The following is a 22,027-nucleotide window of genomic DNA, read 5'->3' as shown; positions in this document are numbered from 1 at the left end:
TTTAATTTAATTCAAGTACCATCGCCGTCTTCGCAGGCACTTTTATTTCTTTCAATGCTATGGTTTCGTTAGTAACGATATTTTTGGCGGATGTACATTCCTTTATGCGCTCGCTAAATCTGTCGGTGGCTAAATTCTTGTCATCATCCGTTGCATTTAAGATCACCATAACGGTTCCTTTGGCGGCTGTATTATAGCGGAAATAAACGTACAGATCGTTCTGCGGTACGTATTGCATCAGTTTACCTGTTTGCAGCGCAGGACTGGTTTTACGATAGTTTGCCAGTTTCTTCACAAAGTTAAAGGCCTCGTTCTCTTTATCTGTACGGCCCTCTGCAGCAAATTTATTTTTCCTGTCACCTTCCCAGCCGCCCGGAAAATCCGACCGTACCAAACCATCGGGGTTCGAATAGTTTTTCATTAAAATCTCGGTACCGTAATACATTTCGGGTACACCACGCATAGTTAATAAAAGCGTCATTCCCTCTTTATACTTGCTAAAGTCTTCGTTCACCATCGAATAAAAACGGCTCATGTCATGGTTATCCAAAAAAATGCAATTGGTATTTGGATCTTTATATAAAAAATCATGAGCGAGGGTAGCATATATACGGTTTACACCGTCTATCCAACCGCTCTTTCCATTCAATCCTTCGTATATCGCGTCTTTTAAAACCGCGTCTGTTACGCCCTGTAAATGGGTATCAAAGCCCCTGTTAACCGTATTGCCGCCTGTAAAAAAGGCCTGGTTAGCCGCAGCGGTAACTAATGTTTCGCCAAATACAGAAAGGTGCGGAAACTCGGCTTTTAGTTTAATAGCCCAGTCGGCCATGTAAGCGGGGTCATTATATGGGTATGTATCCAGGCGAAGCCCGTCAATACCTGCGTATTCAATCCACCATATGTGGTTTTGTGTAAGGTAGTTTTGAACATACGGGTTCCTTTGGTTCATATCAGGCATAGACGGAACAAACCAACCGTCGATCATTTGCTTACGATCGGCAGCTGATGCATGCGGGTCCATAATGGTTTGGTCGCGGTAGCTGGAGTTTGTGAACTTTGGCCACTGGTTTACCCACGATCTCATGGGCATATCTTTATAAAACCAATGCCCGGTGCCTATATGGTTGTGCACAACGTCCTTGATCACCTTCAACCCTTTTGCATGGCACGCTTCAACATATTTTTTATAAAGCTCGTTGGTGCCGTAACGCGGATCTATCTTGTAGTGATCAGTTACAGCATACCCATGATATGATGCCATTGGCATATCGTTCTCTACCTCAGGTGTCATCCAAACGGCTGTTACACCCAGGTCTTTCAAGTAATCAAGATGATTCATTACACCTTGTATATCGCCGCCATGGCGCGAGTACATGCTGTCGCGGTGTAATCCGGTCTCAGTTAAACCGGCAACCACATCATTGTTTTTATCACCGTTTGAAAACCGATCAGGCATCAACAGGTAAATAAAATCTTTATTAGTTACGCCTTGTATCCGGTTAGGGCTTTTATCACGGTTCCTTAACTCGTAGATGTAGGTTTGCTTTTTACCGGCTGCTACAAAGTTTATACGAAACTTTCCTGCCTTAGCCGACGGCGATATTGCCAGATCTAAAAACAGGTAGTTGGGATTTTCGACCTTGTTTACCTTAACCAACTTAACACCGGGGTAATTTAACGACACTGCGTTGGAGGCAACGTTTTTGCCATGCACCAATAATTGCAACTTGGGGTTATGCATCCCGGTAAACCAAAACATTGGCTCGATACGTTCCAGCTTTTGGGCGAAAATATTTAAACTGGTAATAAGGGCGGTTAACAGGAGGAAAAGTTTTTTCATGATAGATATTTTTAGCTAACGAACAGCTAACTTATTCAATTATGCCGGGCTATTTAATTAATAATGCTGGTACAAATTACTCAATTTCAATCAGTTCAGGTAATTTATGTGGCCAACCCGTGGGGTTTAACAGCTGCAGATTTATAGGCAGCTAAATTAAAAATCACAGTCCTGCCAAAGACAAGTTTAGCAGGACTGTAATGTTCAAATTAATTTTTAACAATTGTGTAGGTATTCTCGGTAACGTTTAAAGTAACCGTATAATTACCGGCAGTTGAAACTGCTATATTATCGCCGCCCGGCGTTAATGTGCCATTACTGCCGCCAAGGTTAACATCCCACTTGTTGTCCTGTCTGAATTTTATTGCGCCTGCCTTCAAGTCGAGGGTAATCTTCCACGTACCTTTACCGTCATTCACAAACTTCATGTCGGTATCATTATCCCAGCCTCCCGGGGTGGCATCACCAATAATGCCCCAACTTTTAACATCGGCAATTGTCCATGTTTTAGCATTTACATCAACCGTTAACTGCTTTAAGCCTTCGGTACCTGCATTGAAATTACCGCCCGAAGTGCTGATGGTGCCGCCGCCGGCATCGCCGTAGGCTACATCCCACGCTTTCGCAGGGGTAACTTTAAACTCCAGATTACCGGCGGTATAAGCAATAACGCCTGTATAAATTCCGTTACTTGTGGCCGAAACCAAGCTGTCAGCTGTTTTCGGGTCCCATCCCTGGTACGCTCCCGGAACATATATCCACGAGGTTGCCTGGAAAGGGGTAGCATGCAAAGTAATGACGTTTGAATACGTTATGGCATTTGCAGCAGCGCCAGATTTAAGCCTTACTTCCACTTCGGTCGGGCTGCCTATCTGGGCACCCAGGGCCAGCAGCATGGCGTTAAACTGGTTAACTGTTGGCGAATAGGTGCCTGTAGCAACAACCATCTCTTTAGCCTTGGCAAAATTGTTGCCTTTAATATCAATTTGTAAAGTAGATGTTACCGGCACCTGGTACCCTGTAACCGTTGGCTTAGGGAAAGAAATGGTAAATGCTTCTTTAGCTCCGTTAGCCTGGTTTAATGCCACATCAGTGGTTGATGCGGTAAGTGCGCCTGCCGGACTCACCCCGGCTACAACACGTGTTTCTTCCTTTTTGCATGACCAAAGCGAAATGGTCATTAACCCAATCAGGAACGATTTGAAAAATATTGATTTCATCTTTTTTATGTTAAGATTAATAGCCTTTGTTTTGAACCAGATTTGGATTGGCGATCAGGTCGGCAGCTGGGATCGGATATAAATTTCTATATTCCGGAACACTCGTACCCGATTTGGTGCCGCCTTTATATGGCCACAGATAGCTTGAACCTGTAAACTTGCCATATCTTACCAGGTCGGTACGGCGGTGGCCTTCCCAGTACAATTCGCGTCCGCGCTCATCCAGGTAGAAATCTTTTGTCAAGGCCGACAAGGAAACGTTGCCCGATGCATCGCCATAGGCGCGCTGGCGTAATTGGTTTACATAGATCAACGCTTGCGCTGCAGTACCGCCGCTGCCACCGCGTGCAACAGCCTCTCCGTAAATAAGATATTGCTCAGCTAAACGGAATATAGCAAAATCAAGCGAGGCGTAGGTGCCGCCTAATGAAGGAGCAGTAACACCGGTTGAAGAAATGTTTTTAAATTTGGTAACGCGTAAGCCATCGGTAAATGTAGCGATGTCATCAACTTCGGCTTTAGCGCCGAAGAATGAGCCGCGTTTATCCTTATTGCCATTAGGGTCAGGGAATAACGCAGGCAGGTTTTGGCGCGTTCTGTTACCGCCCCAGCCGCCAGAAGGTACACCAAACGATGCTGGGTTCATATCTGCGTTAATAGCGGCGTTGATAAGGTAAGTAGTACCGCCGTTGTTTGTGCCCTTAACACCATCGTAGTTAATGGTCAGGATGTTTTCTTTATTATTTACGTTATTATCTGTTAAAAACAGGTCTTTGTAGTTTTGCTTCAGTTCGTATCCGCTGCTTATCACCTTACTTGCATATTTGATAGCTTCGGTATATTTTGCGGTGCCGGTATATACTTCAGCGTTGAGATATAAGCGTGCCAGTAGTGCCCAGTCAGCACCCTTATCAGCGCGGCCATATTCATTTGCACGAGGCTCGGCAAGGTCGCCTTCAATGGCGGTCAGTTCCGATTCAACGTATTTAAATAACTCTGCTCTTGTAGTTTGCTTTGGCGGATTTTTACCGATCTCGTCTTTTTCTGTTACAAACGGCGGGTTGCCAAAGGCATCTAAAAGTACCCAGTACTGGTAAGCGCGTAAAAAACGGGCTTCGGCACGGTAGCGCTGAACATCTGCAGCATCAGCGCCGGTTATATTGCGGCTTGTCAGTTTTTCAGGAGTACTTTCGCGAAGGAACTCGTTGCAGAAAGTGATCTGCAGGATACTGCGCGAATACAAACCGCGGATAAACTGGTTATCAAGCGACCAGGTAGAATTATCAAGCTCAGGGATACCTGTATCGCCCCATGAACAAACAGCCTCATCGGTAGTTAATTCCTGCAGCATCCAGAATAACCTTAAAAAATCGGCGAAGCCTGAGTTTAATCCGCCCACATCGCTTCCGTCGGCTCCCGAAGGGCCTGTTAAACCGTAAGTAGCGTATAATTTAACCAGGGCTTGTTTATAGCCGGCCGGAGTGGCGTATACCGTTGATGCGGTTACATCATTAGTGGGTTTCAGATCAAGATCGCCCTTTTTACATGAATTTATCGACAGCAGTAAAATAACCGATGCCAACATTGTTTTATATAAATTTCTCATTGTTATTGTTATTAAAAACTAACATTTAAACCTAAAGTGAATGTACGCGGCCTTGGGTATAAATTGTAATCGATACCAGATACCAGTTCAGGATCAAGCCCTTTGTAATTGCTCACCACAAAAACGTTCTGGCAGTTGGCCGATACCCTCAAGTTTGTTTTGCTCGATTTAATGATTCTTCCAAAATCGTACGATACACCAAAATTATCCATTTTTAAGAACGACGCGTTTTTGACATAATAATCGCTCATGTACTGGTTGTTTTGGAAGTTAGTGAACAGGATATCTGTGCCTGCGTTATTTATTAAACCGCTTGGGCTTAAAATATTTGAGCGGATACCAAAGTTCGACGAAACGTTATCATAAACGTAATTACCTAAATTGGCCCTCAGCACGGTGCTAACTGTCCATTTTTTATAGGTAAAGGCGGTATTAAAGCCCATTGTAATATTTGGGTCTGGTGCTTTATAAAAGTACTGATCGGCCGTATTGATCACACCATTGTTGTCGCGGTCGGCATAAACGCCTTCCAGTGGCTTGCCATTGTCGTCGTAAACTTGTTGGTACACAAAGAACGAACCCGGTACCTGGTTAACAGCGTTGTATTTAAGCGTAACACCTGTACCACCGGCAATATCGCCCGCTCCTACTTTTGATCCCGGATCGGGGTTCAACGTAAGGTTGGTTACTTTTCGTTTATTATAAGCAATGTTAAAGCCTAAGTTCCAGGTAATATCCTTGTTTCGGATAGCTACATAGTTCAGGCTTCCTTCTACACCCCTTACCTCCATATTACCAACGTTTGTTGTCAATAGGTTGCTGAAGTTTATACCCACCGGTATGTTAATAGTGCTTAAAAGATCTTTGGTTTTTTTATAATACACATCAACACTTCCGTACAGTTTGCCGTTTAAAATACCGTAATCTAAACCGGCGTTGTAGGTGGTAGTAGTTTCCCAACGCAAATCAGGGTCGTAAGCGGCAGGGCTGTAATAGTTATAAAACTCATCGCCTATTTGGTACTGGCCCTGGTTAGTGTTAGCATAGTATTTTGAAAGATAATCGTAGTTGCCTATACCATCCTTGTTACCGGTTTCACCGTAGCTTAACCTTAATTTAAGGTCAGAGAGAACTTTACTATCTTTCAGGAAATCCTCGCTGATGGCCCTCCACGTAAAACCAACCGAGGGGAAGTAACCCCAACGGTTATCAGCTGAGAATTTTGACGAAGCATCCGCACGCATGGTACCCTGTAATATATACTTATCGTTATAAGTATAGGTAAACCTGCCGTAGTACGATAATAACTTATTCTGCTGCACAGCAAATGGGAAAACCGGTGTGGTTAAAACATCACCTAAAGCATTGTAAGAGTTATAATAAAAATCGGTGGTTGCATCATCATAATACCCGTAACCGGCGGTTACATCAAAACGGCTTTTTATGCTGGCCACATCATGCGCATAGTTCAGGTAAAACTCCGAAAATTTATTGGTCTCGGTATTTTTCCGTTTAGTTGATGATCCTTTTGTTGAATAGCTTTGGGCAGCATACTCCGGAATAAATGTTCCGCCATATCCTTTAGATATATCGTAACCTACGTTTAAGTTAGCATGCAATTCGGGCAGGAAATGGAAAGAATAATCTAACCGGGCATTGCCAAAGCTCCTTTGCGCGTTACCATGGTTGTTTTGTAGTTTTATTAAACCAACAGGGTTACGCGGCGCGTTAGGGTTAGGTACAGCTCCTGCAATCCATTCGTAGTAATTACCAAATGCGTTATCGGCATTAACAGGTTGGGTTGGGTCAAACTGGATAGCGTTACCTATCGCATTATCATTAGGATATTGCGAACTGCTTAGCGACCCTTTCACACTCAGGTCAACCTTTAAGTGATTAGTAAAAAATTTCGGCGAAAGCGTGATAGCACCCGTTCCCCTTCTCAGTTTGCTGGTTATCAGTACACCTTCCTGGTTAAGGTAACCAAACGATACACGGTATGGGATTCCTTTAACAGAACCTGCGATACTTAAGTTGTTATCTGTTGAAAATGCGGGCTGGTAAATTTCGTCTTGCCAGTCGGTATTAGATGAACCTAACAGGTCGCTGTATTTTTTACCATCGTTATAAGTGGCGTTTGGCTGGTTATTTACATAATCCCTGATTTGCCCCGCCGAAAGCACATTTACTTTTCTGGCAACGGTAGCAATAGAGTTATTTGTGCTGAAATTAATAACTGCGGCACCTGAACCGGCTTTTTTAGTAGTAATAAGCACTACCCCGTTTGATGCCCTTGAACCGTAAATAGCAGTTGCATTGGCATCCTTTAAAACAGTAAAGGTTTCGATATCGTTCGGGTTAATCAATGATAGCGGGCTCGGCGCGTTGCCAATTGAATTACCGCTGAATGGCACACCATCCACAACGATCAGTGGGTCGTTACTGGCGTTTAAAGACGCCCCACCGCGGATACGGATAACACTACCCGACCCAGGCGCGCCACTGTTTGATACAATGTTTACGCCGGCTACCTTACCCTGTATCAATTGCTCAGGGGTGGTGATGGTACCTTTCTGGAAATCTTTTGAAGATACCGTAGTGATAGAGCCCGTGAGGTTTTTCTTTTCGGCGCTACCGTAACCGATAACTACAACCTCGTTTAGTTTTTGTGCATCAGGCAACAACTGAAAATTAACGGTAGTGTTACCGGCAACACTCACGGTTTTATCTAAAGTTGTAAAACCAACAAAGCTTGCGGATAAGGTAACAGAACCTCCCGAAACGTTGGTAAGGGTGAAATTACCGTTCACATCGGTTGCGATGCTCCTGGTTGTTCCTTTTATTAAAATGGTGGCCCCGGGTAAGGGCTGACCGGTTTCATCAAGCACTTTTCCAGACACGGATCCGGTTTGTGCTTGTACTGTTAATGCCGCAAAAATAAGTAGCATTAAAAGCCCCTGTTTTAGCAGGTAAAATACTTTCATGTGGGTACTTGGTTAAGTATAAAAATTGGTTTGAAATTTTGTGATTTACACGAAGGCTTAATTTACGGCGGTAAATTATATTTCAAAATTTATTTAAAAAATAATTTTTTTTGGCCACCATCTTTAAGTATTTGCTGGTAAAAAGCGATATAAAAAAACGACCTAAGTTATCAAGCTTTATTACTTAAACTACTTATTATCAAGTTAATATGGATTACAATATTGTTATATTAACGTATAATTTACACTAAGTACATTTTAAACACATTTTTCGGGAACGTTCCCGAGATTCGACTGAAATTCTGAGCGATTTTTCGGGAACGTTCCCGAAATTTTGCCGAAATTCTGCGTATTTTACACTAAGTGGTCAAAAAAATTCCCGAAAAAGACCTTTGGAAAAATTTGAAAAAACTCAAAAAAATTTGAATAATTTACCGCTTTTTTCAGGTGGTTTTTGACGACAACGCGGTGGATCTGCGCTCGATAATTTTTGACTGAAGAACCAGTTCGCGGGTGCTATTTTTTCCGGTTTCGGCATTCAATATCCTGAACAACATTTGTGCGGCCTCCATCCCTATCTCACTTGCGGGTTGGGTAATAGTTGTTAAAGAAGGATTAAGCAGGGGCGCTATCTCAAGGCTCGAGAAGCTGATCACCTTTACGTCATCAGGGATCTTAATGTTCAGGTCCTGGCAGGCATAATAAGTGGCAAACGCAAGACGCTCCACGGAGGCGAATATACCATCGGGCTTAAACTGGATTAAAGCATTTTTAATAATGCCGCTATTTTCTTCATAATCGTTACTGCAATCAATTACAAGGTCTTCGTTAAACGCTATGTGGTGTTTTTGCAGCGCATTAATATAGCCCTGCATACGCGTTTTACCAATAGATAAACTTTTGTTTACCACTAAATAAGCAATACGCTTACATCCCTGCTGTATTAAATGCTCGGTTGCCGAAAAGCTGCTGTCGTAGTCATTGGTAATTACACGCGGCGTTTCAATATCATCGTATATCCTGTCGAAAAACACCAATGGCAGCCTTTTATCGCCAAAATCGTTCAAGTAATTGTGGTCATTCGCCTCGCCGGAAACCGACATAATAATACCATCAGCCCGGCCATTATGCAGGTGACGGATGAAATTGACTTCCTTTTTATAATCGTCATCAGTCACGTAGATCAAAATATGATACCCGTTTTCCCGGGCAATCCTTTCGATACCATGAATGGCCTGCGAAAAGTAGTTATTGGCCAATTCGGGAACAATAACTGCAATGGTTTTACTTTTTTGCTCGCGTAAGTTACTGGCGTAGTGATTAGGCTGGTAATTTAGCTCCTTAGCTTTTAATAAGATGCGTTCCTTTGTACTTACACTAATCTCCTTGTTGTCTCGGAACGCCCTGGAAATTGTAGATGTAGATAAATTTAAGGCCTCGGCTAATTTCTTAATGTTTATGCTATCCATTTAGTTTGAAAACCCTATCTATCTTATAATAATATTATTATATAGCGCTGTGATTGCGCCTTAAGTGCCCCATCCTGGCGTTATTATATCCCGGAAGCGCCTGTTGTATAATATCTGCAATATTAAAAAAGGGCCGCCATTTCTTTATTAAAAAGTTCAGATATATTATCAACCGTGGCTTTTACGCAAATTAAGGCAGCATTGATACAGTATGTGCAAACTATTTTCAGCGTTAACCAGTGGGCCGTACGCTGACTTAAAGGTAGTAAAAGGAATATCGTTTTGGGCAAAAAGCCTTAATCTTTATTCTTAAAGAGGCTGTTGGGCTTATTTTATAACGTGGTCAATGGAAATTCCTGCCTTTGTGAAATGCGCCCTCCGGGGTCGAACGTTTATCATAATCATGGGGTTTAGTGGTCTCATCCCCTTTAGCGAGTGTTTGTGGTAAGGGATCGCCGCCGGCCTGGTTTAAAGTGTTGAGCAATGGGGTGAGGTTGAAACACTGGCGGACAACAAGATGGGTAACACCGTTGGCGATCTGCAATTTGCCAAAAACCATAAGAAGTTTAGACTGGACGATCTCTTTACGGTATCGGTCAAAAAGCTGCTGCCATACCACAAGGTTGGCCGAGCCGGTCTCGTCCTCCATGGTCATAAATAATACGCCTTTTGCTGTGCCAGGGCGCTGGCGAACGGTAATAAGGCCGGCAAGGCGGACAAAATCGCCATCTTTATAGCGTTGGATATCGCTTATCCGGATGTTTTGAAACCTGGTTAGTTCGTTTCTGATCAAACCAACAGGATGATCTTTAAGTGACAGGCCGGTGGTGATGTAATCCTGCACAACATGCTCGCCTTTTGTCATCAGCGGCAGCGGTATGTTTTCTTCCAGAGTGGTTTCGGATAACTGGCCATCAAAGAGGCCGATGGGCCGGTCGGCAAGCGCCGAAACTTCCCAAAGGGCTGTACGCCGGTCAGCACCCATAGAGCGGAAGGCATCGGCGGCTGCCAGCTTTTCGAGAGCGGCCTCCGGAACACCTGCGGCACGTAACTGATCGATATGTACATATCCCTGGTTACGCATGGCGGTGAGGGTAAGCATATCCTCTTCCCTGAGCCCCTTGGATTGGCGGAAACCGAGGCGAACGGCATATTTGCCATTCCCTTTTAGTTCCAGGGTGTTATCCCATTCAGAATAGTTAACATCTATGGGCAGTACCTGTACACCATGGTTCCTGGCATCCTGAACAATCTGTGCGGGCTGGTAAAAGCCCATAGGCTGGCTGTTTAACAAGGCAGCACAGAATACATCAGGATAATGATATTTTAACCAGGACGAGATGTAAACAAGCAAGGCAAAACTGGCAGCATGACTTTCGGGAAAGCCATACCCTTCAAAACCCTGGAGCTGTTTAAAGATACGTTTTGCAAACTCTTCTTCGTACCCTCTTTTGGTCATACCATCTACCAGCTTCTTTTCATAAATATGCAGTTTACCATTGGCTTTAAAGGATGCCATACTCCTTCTTAGCTGGTCGGCTTCAGCAGGAGTAAAATCGGCAGCAACGATGGCTATTTCCATGGCCTGTTCTTGAAAAAGCGGTACGCCGAGCGTACGTTTCAGTATTTCTTCCAGTTCGGGTTTGGGATATTCAGGCAATTCTTCGTTGTTTCTTCTTCTGAGGTATGGGTGCACCATATCGCCCTGTATGGGGCCTGGGCGTACAATGGCTACCTCGATCACCAGGTCGTAAAACTCTTTAGGCTTTAGGCGGGGCAGCATAGACATTTGCGCACGGCTTTCGATCTGGAAAACGCCGATGGTATCGGCCCGGCAGATCATTTCATACACTTCGCTATCATCCTGCGGGACGTTAGCCAGGGTAAGCTGTTTGCCGTAATATTTAAGCACCATATCAAACGCTTTGCGGATCATGGTGAGCATGCCAAGGCCGAGTACGTCTACTTTCAGGATACCCAGATCTTCCAGGTCGTCTTTATTCCATTCTACTTGTGTGCGATTCTCCATGCGGGCGTTAAGCACGGGGCAAAGGTCAGATAAGTTACCTTCAGTGATCACGAAGCCGCCGGTATGCTGGCCAAGCTGGCGGGGAAAACCAATAAGCTGGCAGGTGAGTTCAAGTACTTTGTGGATTAGCGGATCGTGGGGATTAAGGCCTTGTTCCCTTAAGCGTTTTTCATCAAATCCTTCTTCATAAAAATCCCAGATGGTGGCCCCTATTCTTTTGATGGTATCTTCTGAAAGGCCCATGGCCTTGCCTACGTCGCGGATGGCCCCTTTATGTCTTTCCTGAGTAACAGTAGCCACGATAGCAGCACGGTGACGGCCGTAATCGTTATAGATGAACTGGATGATCTCTTCCCTGCGCTCGTGTTCAAAATCCACATCAATATCAGGCCATTCGTCCCGGGCATCAGACATGAAGCGGGAAAACAACAGGCGCGATTTGGCAGGGTTAACGGCGGTAATGCCCAGGCAAAAGCAAACGGTAGAATTTGCGGCAGATCCCCGGCCCTGGTGCAATATGCCCCAGTCTTCGGCCTGCTGCGTATAACGGTATACGCGTAAAAAATACCATGCAAGTTTGCGTCTTTCAATAAAATCGAGCTCGAACGCTATCTGCTTTTTATGCTTTTCGGGTACGGGGTCTCCAAAACGTTCTTTTGCACCTTCCCAGGTTAAACTGGCCAGGCGCTGCTGCGAACTCATACCCCCCACAGATTTTTCTTCGGGTTCAAGGTATTTGAGCTCGTCAAGCGAAAAGCTACAATTTTTGGCTATGAAATTGGCGTTGGCTATCGCTTGGGGATATTGCCGGAAAAGGCGGTAAATTTCTTTTTTAGACTTGAGGCAGCGCTCGGCATTAGCATGCAAGCGATAGCCTGCGGTATGGATGGTGCATTTTTCGCGGATGCAGGTTAACACATCCTGCAATTCGCGGCGTTCGGGTATATGGTAATACGCATCGCAGGTAGCAATTAAGGGAATACCTGTTTCCTGCAGGCGAAACAGTCGCTTTGCATCCTGGCCCTGGTAATGAAAAGAAGCTGCCAGGTAAAGTGATTGGCCAAATTGCTGTTTGTATTCGGCCAGATCGCTCAGAAACGAGTCTTCGAACCGAAACTGGCAATTAAGGCGTTCGGGGGGTACAGCCGCAAAAATCATCCCTTGTTTGTGGCTGTAAACATCTGCTTTTCTAAGTTCACATTGCCCCTTTTCGGTTCTAAGGTTACCGAGGGTAAGCAAAGCCGATAAACGTGCGTAAGCCTGATGGTCGGTAGGATAAGCCAGCAGGCTCGTTCCGTCGGTAAGGTCAAGGCGGCAGGCGGGTATAAACTTTAATTCAAGTTGTTTTGCTTCCATATGGGCGCGTACAATGCCAGCCATTGAATTACGGTCGGTAATGGCAATGGCTGAGTAACCGAGCGCTACTGCCTGAGCAACAAGTTCATGAGGATGTGCCCCGCCGCGCAGGAAGCTGAAATTAGACGTCGTTTGTAATTCTGCGTAATCCATAGGTTATCTTTTCATGCAAAATAGCCATGCAGGTACCATCGGGCGTCGCTGCCGTCATAGTGCCCCGAACGGAATACCCAATAGCGGTTGCCTTCACTGTCTTCTATGCTGTAATAATCGCGGTGCAGGCCCTGGTCGTGCCACCACTCGCGCCCAATGCGTTCGGGGCCATCGGCTTTGACGATGATGTGTCGTTTATTTTTGTAAGTAAATACTTTGGGCGGGTGGTCTGGTACGAGCGCCATAACTTCAATAGGTTCGGGTGTGTGCAACAAGCGTATCGGTCTGGGCAGTTCGGGCCAGTGGTTTTGGGGCTGCTCGGTTAAACATTTGGCGAGCTTTACCGAACGTTCGGGCCAGTGGTTTTCTGAAGGCAGGAATCGCTGTATAGCATCAGCCCCTACCTTGCCGGCAATCCGGTCAAGAAGTTCGGCCAGCGCAATATCCTCCAGGCCTTTGGCTTCGGCCCATAATTGTTCCTGCGGGGCTTCCATATCCTCGGTACGCGTAGCTTCAAGTATAAATAGCTCTATGCCTAATGCGGGCTCTATCTTGCTGATCTGTAACTGAAATAGCTTTTTAAGGTGCGATATACTGTGCGAACCCCTGGTAGTACTTATAGCGGCCTGTACTTTTTTACCATCTATTCGGTAGCATTTAAGAATGGCCTTCCGAACGCCTTTACCTTCGGCTTTCAAGCGTGTGCAGAGCGTTTCGAGCAGCCTTTCAACAGCTATTTCTATGCCCTGGGCGGTACAAATGGGTTCAAGGCAAGGAAGCCGTTCGGTATAAGGTACCGGTGGTTGCAAAGGTTTAAGAAATTCCTCTACATGCCCAAGGGCTTGCCCGATACGGTTAAGCAACCCCTGCCCAAAGCGGCGGCGCAGTACGGAATTTTGTAATTGCAGTAAAGGCGCTATAGTGCGGAACCCGAGTTTTTGTAGGCGGTCAAGAACTTCGGGTTCGAGGCGCAGGGCTGCAGGGGGCAGGCTGGCAATAGCATTGGCTTGCTCCCGGCAGGGCACAATGGGGTTGATTTTTGCAAACCGGGCCACCGCCCAGGCAGCACCTATAGTATCGGCAATTGCGGCCCTTGCATCAAAACCGTTTTCCCGGAGCTTAAGGACGATTTCTTTGAGGTAATTGCGTTCGCCGCCCCAAAGGTAAGTGCAACCGGAAATATCAAGGAACAGGCCGTTTGGAAAGTCGAGGCTTACTATAGGCGTATATCGTATACAACCAAGGCCAAGCAGGTGCAGGAGGTTCGCGGTTTGCCCGGGCAGTTCATCCATGACTACCAGGTCAGCGGTTGCCGCGCGGGCATCGGCAACGGCCATACCGGTAAAAACGCCTTCCCTTTCAGCATTTTGGCTTGCGGCGGTAATGATGATGCGGTTTTTTTGGGATGAGGCAATAACAAAAGGCAGTTCTTTAAGATCGGGACGCCGCCGCGCCATACCGTCCGTCATCAAATGCCGGAACCAAATCGCCATAAAGCGCTTTTGCATCATTCAACCTACCTTCCTTTCTTCTCTGATTTGCGGGGCCTGCGATGGTACATTAATAAAGCCACCGTCCATCCATTGTAGTATCCAGCTGCCTGTATGCCCGTTACGCACTTTAAGCAAGTCTGCCTGCCACCGTAAAAAGCCAAGGCCCGGCAAGCCTTGCGGAAGGGCGCTGGGCAGTGGCCTGATCTGCCAGCGTGCTGCGCACGCCGTAGAACTAAGGTTGCCTTTAGCGTTGCGCAGTACAAAGCCGGTAACCCTGCTATGCTCTACAGCACGCTGAAAGCGCTGCGATTGTTTGAAATCCATATTCTGCAGTTCGCAAACAACAGCGGTAAGGCCGGGGCATTTCAGGGCTTCTTCGGTTACCCAAAGGGTATCAGCATCGTTTTGCAGGCTGATAAAGATGACCTGGTGCGGAGCGACACCAAATGTTTTCAGGGCGGGGGGAAATAAGCGACGGGAACGGGCAATCCATATACATACGCCGCCCTGCTGCATTAGCAGCGAAATAATACCGGTAACCAGCCCGCCGGTGGCAGCAGCCTGTTCTGTATTAGCGCAAATCAATTCATGTACGCTGCATTTTGGGAACACACCATTAGGAAAGGCACTTTCGAGCGGGCCCAAACCAAGGGTATCCTTTCTGCCCATCTCAGGGGGCTTATAGCCTTCCCACTGCAAAATCTGCCGCTGCAGGCGCTGGATGATATGTTGGTGTGCCGGTGCCATCTTTTTTAGTTTAACATTGATGCGCGGATCTGCGCGGCGGACAGACCGGGATAGGCCGGCAGGATATACACCGAATGGTTATCTATATTGTTATCAAAAGCACTTATTTTTATTGGAAATGCGCTGTGGTACTTACAGCCGCAGCCTTTGCGAGGCCGCCCAACCTCAACATAACTAAAATAAAAACCTGGTTCGGGTTTATGATAGCCATAACACCTGCCTTCAACAGGTATAATTAAGGTTAAAATATCAATATCGAATTGCAGCGTTTTAAGCATGGACCGGCTTACGGACGATACATCGTCCATCTGTATCCGTGCAAGGTACCGGGGCAGTTCAATATCAATATTAAATCTCCGCATAGCAAAATCACTACAAACATAATACTAAAAATATTAGCAAATAATAAAATGTTTATAATTTTTTGCATTGGGTATGGAAAGCGATTTAAGACAGCAGCCGTACCGGCATACTAAGCGGAATTAAAACACGAACAAAACTGCTTTAGCAACTCGTAACCAAAGACGGAAAGCATACCGTGATAAACTATATTTAATAAGAAGGTGAGTGACGGATCTCTTAAACCATACGCGCCTTCTCCGGCAGCAGGGAACAAATGGCTCATGAAGTAAACTGCAGGTACAACATGGCTACCGCTGCGGCAGCCATTAGTATAAAGGTTAGTCCGCCCAGCATGTTAGACCAACGCCCGTTAACATACGGCCCCATTACCGATCTGTTGTTACTGATATGCAGGACAACCAAAACGATGACCGGCGCTGTAAGACCATAAAGTATAGCAGCATAAAGCAGGCCTTCAACAGGATTGATGCCGATAAGATTAAGCAGCACGCCAATCAGCAACGAAACAATGATGACCCCATAAAATGGCTTTGCCTGGAAAAATTTCTTGTCAAGCCCCTGCTTCCAGTTGAAGGTTTCCGCAAACATATAAGATAACGACCCGCTAAGTACCGGGATGGCAAGGAAACCTGTACCAATAATACCAGTTGCAAACAGCCAGTAAGCTTTATCGCCGGCAATGGGCCGTAGGGCGGTGGCCGCTTGTTCTACCGTTTCTATCTGGTGAATACCGTGAGGATAAAGCACGCTGCCACAGGTAAGGATGATGAAAAACATAACCACGTTTGAAAAAAGCATGCCCAAATCAACGTCTTTTCGCATTTTAGTGATCATCCGTTTATCAACCATTAACGTTGCGCCACGCTGTTGCACATCTTCGGCTTCCATGGTGGCCTGCCAAAAAAACAGGTAGGGCGAAATGGTGGTACCCAATATAGCTACAAGTGCATTAACATAATCTTTACTCCAGTTAACATGAGGGATAATTGTCGACCTGAACACGAGCGGCCAGTTCACATCAGTGAAAAACGGGACAGCTATATAAACCAGCAGGCTGATGCAAAACCATTTGAGTATGCCTGCAACCTTTTGATAGGGAAAGATGATAATAGATACCAAAATAAGCACCGTAAAAACTATACTGAAAGCAAATGCCGGTACCGCCGGCACAATCAGGTTAGCGGCCGCCCCCATACCGGCAATATCTGCGCCGATATTTAAAATGATCGCAGGGAATGAAAACAGGATCATTACCCAGAGTATCCATTTAGGGTAATGATTCCGGAGTGTCGAGGTCAAGCCTTTTGTGGTTACCAACCCGATGCGCGCGCACATTTCCTGAATGGCGGCCATGAGCGGAAACGTGACCAACGCTGTCCAGAGTGCAGTAAATCCAAACTGAGCGCCAACCTGGGAATAGGTGGCAATACCCGAAGGATCGTCATCACTTGCCCCCGTCACCAATCCGGGGCCTAAGGTTTTTAACCCGGCGGTCAGTTTTCGTACATACTTATTCGATTTATTCATTTGCGTGGGCATTTAAAGATAAGGGAAGGTTTGATCGTAAACAAATACATTTGGGTTGATAAAACGGGCATGGTGTATCACACCACTACCGTGCACTTAAAGAACCGGCATTAAGCGTAATACAAGGATGATCTTTGTCATTTTACATTCTGATTGGTGTCACGGTATGTGAACCTGGAAAAAAGGAACTTAGAGCCATGGAAAAGATACTTGTAACAACTGATATGTCTTCAAACTCGAAGTCTGCTGTACGGTTAGCCATTAAGCAGGCTGTAGCCAGAGGCGCGGAACTGGACATTTTATACGTATATTATTTAATAAAGCCCTTTAACTGGACCCCATTGGCATTTGATGTATATAGTGCTGAGTATAAAAAGAAAACTTTCAAGGAATTATCCTCGTTTTTCAAACGCATTTTGCATGAGGCCGGAGACCCGTCCGTATCCTATAAATTGGTACTTGTGAGCGATATCAACACTACGGAAGGAATTATCAGTTATGCCCTGGAAAACAATTGTTCGTTCATTTGCATTGCTACGCGGGGAGCAGGGAATATCAAAAAATTGTTTGGCACACACACCAGCAAGCTTATCGGTAAGTCGCCGGTACCAGTGCTTGCGGTACCCAGCAATTACCGCCTCCGGCCGCTTCATAAAATTCTGTATGCAAGTGATATTACCGACTACGAACGCGAACTAAAACAGGTGGTGGCATTTGCCAGGCCGATCGGTGCAATGATCCGGCTTTTGCATATCAGGCAGTCTTACGAGTTTACGCTGGACCCGGACATCGTATCACCATCTCTGAAAAAGCGGCTCAATTACGATATTGATATTTTGACCACGGAAAGGGAAGTCTCGAACACCCTTTTGGACGATATAGGCACGGTGTTAAAAAAAGTTAAGCCAGATATACTTGTTTTATTTACCCGCCAGCACAGGTCCCTTACAGATAAGTTGATTTCTTCGTCGAATGCTAAAAATTCTTCCTTTGAAAGCAAGATACCTTTATTAACTTTCCCTAAAGTGGCTGATTAGTGCTGACGAGTACTTACAAGCAGGATGTGCCAATGCGTAACACTTTGGATTCGATACAACGCATCTGACATCACATCAGTTGCAGCATTGGGCCGCTTCGGGGAAACGGGCAAGGGATTTATTTCGCGTAGTAACTCATTCGAGACATTATGTTGTAAACAAAGTTTGGTTGAGCGTCATCGTTATTCCCAGAAAGATGTATTGGGATGAAATTGCCTCCATGAATGCCAGTATTCCTGATATGATTGCACTTTGGTTAGCCGGTTCCCCTTGAGGACGCCAGATGTTGATAGGCCATCCCAATCCCATAATGAAGCCGTTTCCTTGTCGGTTAGCTGCCCTGATTTATTAAGGTCAAAATGCAATACTTTGCCATTTACAGATCTGTTAAAGCTGTGGTAGGTAACACTATCCTTTTCTAATATCAGCAACAGGTTGGCCTGGTTAAAATCATCGTTCAAAAGCTGCTTCTTAAACAAGCGCCGCCAATCGTAAGCTTTTGCCTGCCCGTTTACAACCAGGCCAACCACCCAACTCTTCCGCATAAGCGAGTCTTTATTCTTTAATGTGCTGTCTTTATCTACAGCTTGCAACCTGTCGTAATTTTTAAGTTCGTTATAGCCATCCGTATAATGATGGTCCGGCTGCAGTATTAGCGAGCCGGGATGCTTATTGATCCATGCTGCCAATGTAGATTGTTCGTATGGTAGCTCCTGCAACCGGCTGCCTTTCAGCCGGCCAACCGCTGCCTTGCCATTAGCCTGGTACCACCACGTTTTTGTGGCATCATCTTCAATAACAGCATTATAATGCCTTGCTCCTACTAATCTAAAAGTTTGCCTTTTGCCGTTAATAACAGGGTTATATACCCTGCCGCTGCGGCACATGGTACAGTAGGTAACCAACACAGGCTGGCCGCCCACATTATCCTGTATTTTATGGTGATAACCCAAATAAATTAACGGGTATGCTTTGGCTACGCCATTGCTGACTACACCAATGATCACAGCGCTTTCGGGCACGCTGTTATTAACAAAATTTGCAAACTTAACGCTCTGTGGCTCTTCAAACATACGCTCGGCACTAAATTTAAAGTCGGTAAAGTAAAAGCTTACAAGACCGAGCCCTAAAATGGTGGCTTTGCTAATTTTATTACGGGTAGTGTTATTTTTAAAGTAAAAGATCGCATACCAAACAATTAAGAAACCACCCAAAATCCGAATAGGGAGAACTATTTTTTCAAGATAATAAGATACGGTAATAGCGTTTAAATTCTGGCTCCCCGGAAATGGCATTAGTAAATAAGCATGAACCAGGCCGGGCAGTAATAAAAATATAAAACCTGCCCAAAAAAGGTACGATTTGTTACGACGCCCCTTAGCGGTTTCTTCTACGTTATTTTGCTGTAACGCAGCTGCGGGTTCTTGATGCATTAATATCATAATATAGTTACAATAGTTTAAAATTTACAGCCAATTGGCAAGCTATAAATCAAGGGATGACCGGTAGTAACATCCGCTACACCCGGATGTTACTACTGATGTTAAAATTATTCTGTTGGCGAACTCCAGCCTTCGCCCCATGCAAGGCCACCCGGTTTTGCTTTATTTGTTAGCAGTTTGTCGTACTCAGTTTTTTGTACGGGGTTTAGTTCGGCTTTAATTTTTTTGATGGTTTCGGCGCGTAATGGCTTTATGGCGATCATTATTTTCGCGTTATCCCCGTGTTCATTCTGCTTGATCTTTTCAAATTTTTGCGACGACTCCTGGTAAATTGCCGATATCCTGGCTGTTTGTTTATCGGTAAGCTTTAATTGTTTTTGCAGATCTTTCGCTTTATCCGAAGACTTAACAGTAGCATTCTGGGCCTTACCGGCCACTGTAAGGCCTATAAGCAGGCCGCATAACATCATTAGTTTTTTCATGTTTAGTTGTCTGGTTGTTAGTTATTTAAATATACTATTTTATTTAATTTTTGCATTCACGGGCATACAAAACGGGGCCGATTTATCCATAAAAGTTAATTTAGCCAGCTTATTAACGCTATAACGATTATCACCCTCGGTAATTTGCAGAAACTGATTGGGCAATACATTTTTAAACCGTTGTATAGTTCCGCTGCCGGCCCATGTTATTTCAATTTCGGAAATAACGGTTGTTTTACCAATGCCGATCTCCTGTTTAAGCGGCGACGACCCAAAACTGCCGCCAGAATTAACATCTTTATAGACTGATCTTTTTACGCCATTTTCGGAAAATGTTAATTTTATGTGGCTGCCAATAGCAGCTTTATTTGATTTTACACCTATTAGCTTAAGGCTTATCCAATTGTTATTATTACCTGGGTTTAAATACAACGAACTGGTATAAGAATCGCCTATATAAGCACCTCCCATTTCGGCAAAGATGTCCTGCTTTCCGTTATTCCTCAGATCGGCAAATGCAATGCCGTGCCCTTTTTGCAGATTACCCATGCGCGATGCGGTAGTAATATCATCAAACCTATTACCGCCGATATTATGAAACATCTTATTTGGCACCAGTGAGCGAAAATCAGGGTTGCCGGTTCCGAAATACATATCCGGGTAGCCGTCATTATCAATGTCGCCGAAATTAGCGCCCATGCTGTAAACTACTTTATCAAGGCCGGCTTCTTTGGTAACGTCGGTAAATGTTCCGTTACGGTCGTTTCTGTACAAAAACACGTTTCCCGCAAAAGGCACCGGTTTCCCCAGGGCTTCCGCGGCACAGTAGTACGCCAAGGCGCGGTCGAACTTATAATCGCAAACTATAATATCCTGCCAGCCATCATTATTATAATCATAAAACCAGGTGGTAAAGGTGCGTTCGGTATTTTTAGCTATGCCCGCATGTTCTGTTACATCTTCAAAATCGATAACAGCACCTTTTTTCCCTTTATTTTTAAGCAGATACTTTTTACCGTTCATGGTAGATATGAACACATCCATCCAGCCATCATTATCAAAATCGGCCGAGGTAACACCTTTTACAAAAGCGCTTATGTCACAGTGCGCAGCCTTTGCAATATTGGTAAAAGTGCCATCGTGATTATTGATGTATAGCATGCAAAATGATTGGGTGTTATCAATATTATTTAAGCTTTCGGTGCCTATAAAAACATCAAGCCAGCCATCGTTGTTAAAATCGGCCCATGTAGCCGCCTGTGTAGGGTAAAAAAACAACAAACCGCTGTCCTTGGTAACATCTGTAAAAGTACCGTCGCCATTGTTACGCAGTAACGAACTGGGCTGATTGCCAAATCCTTTATCAAGCCAAGCGCCGCGTAATACAAACAGGTCAATATTGCCATCGTTATTATAATCGGTTTGCTGCACATTAAGCCCGCCCGTAATACCATTTAAATTACTTTGTTCGGTAACATCGCTAAATGTTCCGTTCCTGTTATTTTGAAAGTAATGCATCGGGTCGCTCAGATCCCATCCCGATGTCACAATATCCAGGTAGCCGTCATTGTTAAAATCGTCTATCACCACACCGCCCGCACGGCCGTTAATATTAAGGCCTAAGCTTTTAGCAATATCTTTAAAGGGCTTTACATCTGTTGTATTGTTGCTGTTAAGGCCCGGGATCAATACATCCGCCGGTACACCCTGGGGGTATTGCCCAAGTGTCATGTAAGCAATATTGATCAACCATCTCGATTCAAGGTCTTTCGGGTTAATTTTCAGAAGGGTCTTATAAGTTTCAATTGCTTTACCTGATCCGGTTTTGATGATGTGCACACCATCGTCCTTTATCGGAAAAATGCAGGATGAGCCGGTATGATTTAGCATACAGTTGGTGCGTTCGCCTAATCGCATATAGGCTATCCCTGCATCAACCATCACCTCGTCGGTAGTCATAAAATCAAGTTTGTTCATTATCTGCTCGTATTGTTCTACGGCTTGTTGCTCTTTGCCAACCTCCAATAAAAGCGACCCCTTGGTTGCTAGCAGTTCCCGGTCCTGCACACCCGGGTTCGCTTCTATAAATGAATCCAGATACGCAATTTTTGGCTCGGCATAAAAGGGGTTTAAAATATTGTTGTTTTTCTGCTTAATAGACTCCAATATTTTGATCATCTCTTTATGAGAGGTAGATCGATTGTTTATAACAAGTGTAAAGCCAAAGGCCACAAGCACCAAAACGGTAAGCATGATCTTTATTTTCATAATGGCTG

At 44.9% G+C, this 22,027-nt stretch carries 14 protein-coding genes; 1 reads left to right on the top strand and 13 read right to left on the bottom strand.

Annotation, left to right across the window (positions count from 1 at the left end):
• Position 1: 1 nt before the first annotated feature.
• From GWR56_RS15295 to GWR56_RS15250, 10 genes are all read right to left on the bottom strand, one after another.
• Positions 2 to 1,843 (bottom strand): glycoside hydrolase family 13 protein, encoded by a 1,842-nt coding sequence (locus GWR56_RS15295; protein ID WP_162432092.1) that lies wholly within the window; start codon positions 1,841 to 1,843, stop codon positions 2 to 4.
• 209 nt (positions 1,844 to 2,052) lie between these two features.
• Positions 2,053 to 3,063: a SusE domain-containing protein gene (locus tag GWR56_RS15290; protein ID WP_162432091.1), complete on the bottom strand. Its 1,011-nt coding sequence runs from the start codon at positions 3,061 to 3,063 to the stop codon at positions 2,053 to 2,055.
• Between the two features lie 16 nt (positions 3,064 to 3,079).
• A complete protein-coding gene (locus GWR56_RS15285; RefSeq protein ID WP_202925331.1) occupies positions 3,080 to 4,669 on the bottom strand; it encodes a RagB/SusD family nutrient uptake outer membrane protein in 1,590 nt (529 codons plus the stop codon).
• Positions 4,670 to 4,680: 11 nt separating this feature from the next.
• The gene (locus GWR56_RS15280) at positions 4,681 to 7,653 is read right to left on the bottom strand and encodes a TonB-dependent receptor (protein ID WP_162432090.1); all 2,973 of its coding nucleotides are present in this window, start codon (positions 7,651 to 7,653) and stop codon (positions 4,681 to 4,683) included.
• A gap of 443 nt (positions 7,654 to 8,096) precedes the next feature.
• Positions 8,097 to 9,122, bottom strand: coding sequence for a LacI family DNA-binding transcriptional regulator (locus tag GWR56_RS15275; protein WP_162432089.1), 1,026 nt, complete (start codon positions 9,120 to 9,122; stop codon positions 8,097 to 8,099).
• Positions 9,123 to 9,465: 343 nt separating this feature from the next.
• Positions 9,466 to 12,660, bottom strand: coding sequence for an error-prone DNA polymerase (locus GWR56_RS15270; RefSeq protein ID WP_162432088.1), 3,195 nt, complete (start codon positions 12,658 to 12,660; stop codon positions 9,466 to 9,468).
• An 11-nt stretch (positions 12,661 to 12,671) separates the two neighbouring features.
• Positions 12,672 to 14,153: a DNA polymerase Y family protein gene (locus tag GWR56_RS15265; protein WP_238395245.1), complete on the bottom strand. Its 1,482-nt coding sequence runs from the start codon at positions 14,151 to 14,153 to the stop codon at positions 12,672 to 12,674.
• A gap of 18 nt (positions 14,154 to 14,171) precedes the next feature.
• Positions 14,172 to 14,900, bottom strand: coding sequence for an ImuA family protein (locus tag GWR56_RS15260; RefSeq protein WP_162432087.1), 729 nt, complete (start codon positions 14,898 to 14,900; stop codon positions 14,172 to 14,174).
• A gap of 5 nt (positions 14,901 to 14,905) precedes the next feature.
• Positions 14,906 to 15,262 carry a hypothetical protein gene (locus GWR56_RS15255; RefSeq protein WP_162432086.1) on the bottom strand — a complete coding sequence of 119 codons (357 nt, stop codon included), beginning with the start codon at positions 15,260 to 15,262 and terminating at the stop codon, positions 14,906 to 14,908.
• Positions 15,263 to 15,521: 259 nt separating this feature from the next.
• The gene (locus tag GWR56_RS15250; RefSeq protein WP_162432085.1) at positions 15,522 to 16,790 is read right to left on the bottom strand and encodes an NRAMP family divalent metal transporter; all 1,269 of its coding nucleotides are present in this window, start codon (positions 16,788 to 16,790) and stop codon (positions 15,522 to 15,524) included.
• 197 nt (positions 16,791 to 16,987) lie between these two features.
• Between GWR56_RS15250 and GWR56_RS15245 the strand changes: the two genes are divergently transcribed.
• Complete coding sequence (locus GWR56_RS15245) at positions 16,988 to 17,827, top strand: universal stress protein (protein ID WP_162432084.1); 840 nt, start codon at positions 16,988 to 16,990, stop codon at positions 17,825 to 17,827.
• 182 nt (positions 17,828 to 18,009) lie between these two features.
• Here GWR56_RS15245 and GWR56_RS15240 read toward each other — a convergent pair whose 3' ends face one another.
• The 3 genes from GWR56_RS15240 to GWR56_RS15230 all read right to left on the bottom strand — a co-directional run bounded on the left by GWR56_RS15240 (position 18,010) and on the right by GWR56_RS15230 (position 22,019).
• Entirely contained in the window at positions 18,010 to 19,260 is a 1,251-nt protein-coding gene (locus GWR56_RS15240; RefSeq protein ID WP_162432083.1) for a DUF3179 domain-containing (seleno)protein, read from the bottom strand.
• A 116-nt stretch (positions 19,261 to 19,376) separates the two neighbouring features.
• A complete protein-coding gene (locus tag GWR56_RS15235) occupies positions 19,377 to 19,751 on the bottom strand; it encodes a hypothetical protein (protein ID WP_162432082.1) in 375 nt (124 codons plus the stop codon).
• Positions 19,752 to 19,790: 39 nt separating this feature from the next.
• Complete coding sequence (locus GWR56_RS15230; protein WP_162432081.1) at positions 19,791 to 22,019, bottom strand: CRTAC1 family protein; 2,229 nt, start codon at positions 22,017 to 22,019, stop codon at positions 19,791 to 19,793.
• Positions 22,020 to 22,027: the final 8 nt, after the last annotated feature.

The organism is Mucilaginibacter sp. 14171R-50 (genome assembly GCF_010093045.1).
In the GTDB taxonomy this organism is placed as follows: Bacteria; Bacteroidota; Bacteroidia; order Sphingobacteriales; family Sphingobacteriaceae; genus Mucilaginibacter.
Note: the sequence above shows the minus strand (reverse complement) of the source record. Positions and strands in the feature narration are given on the sequence as shown.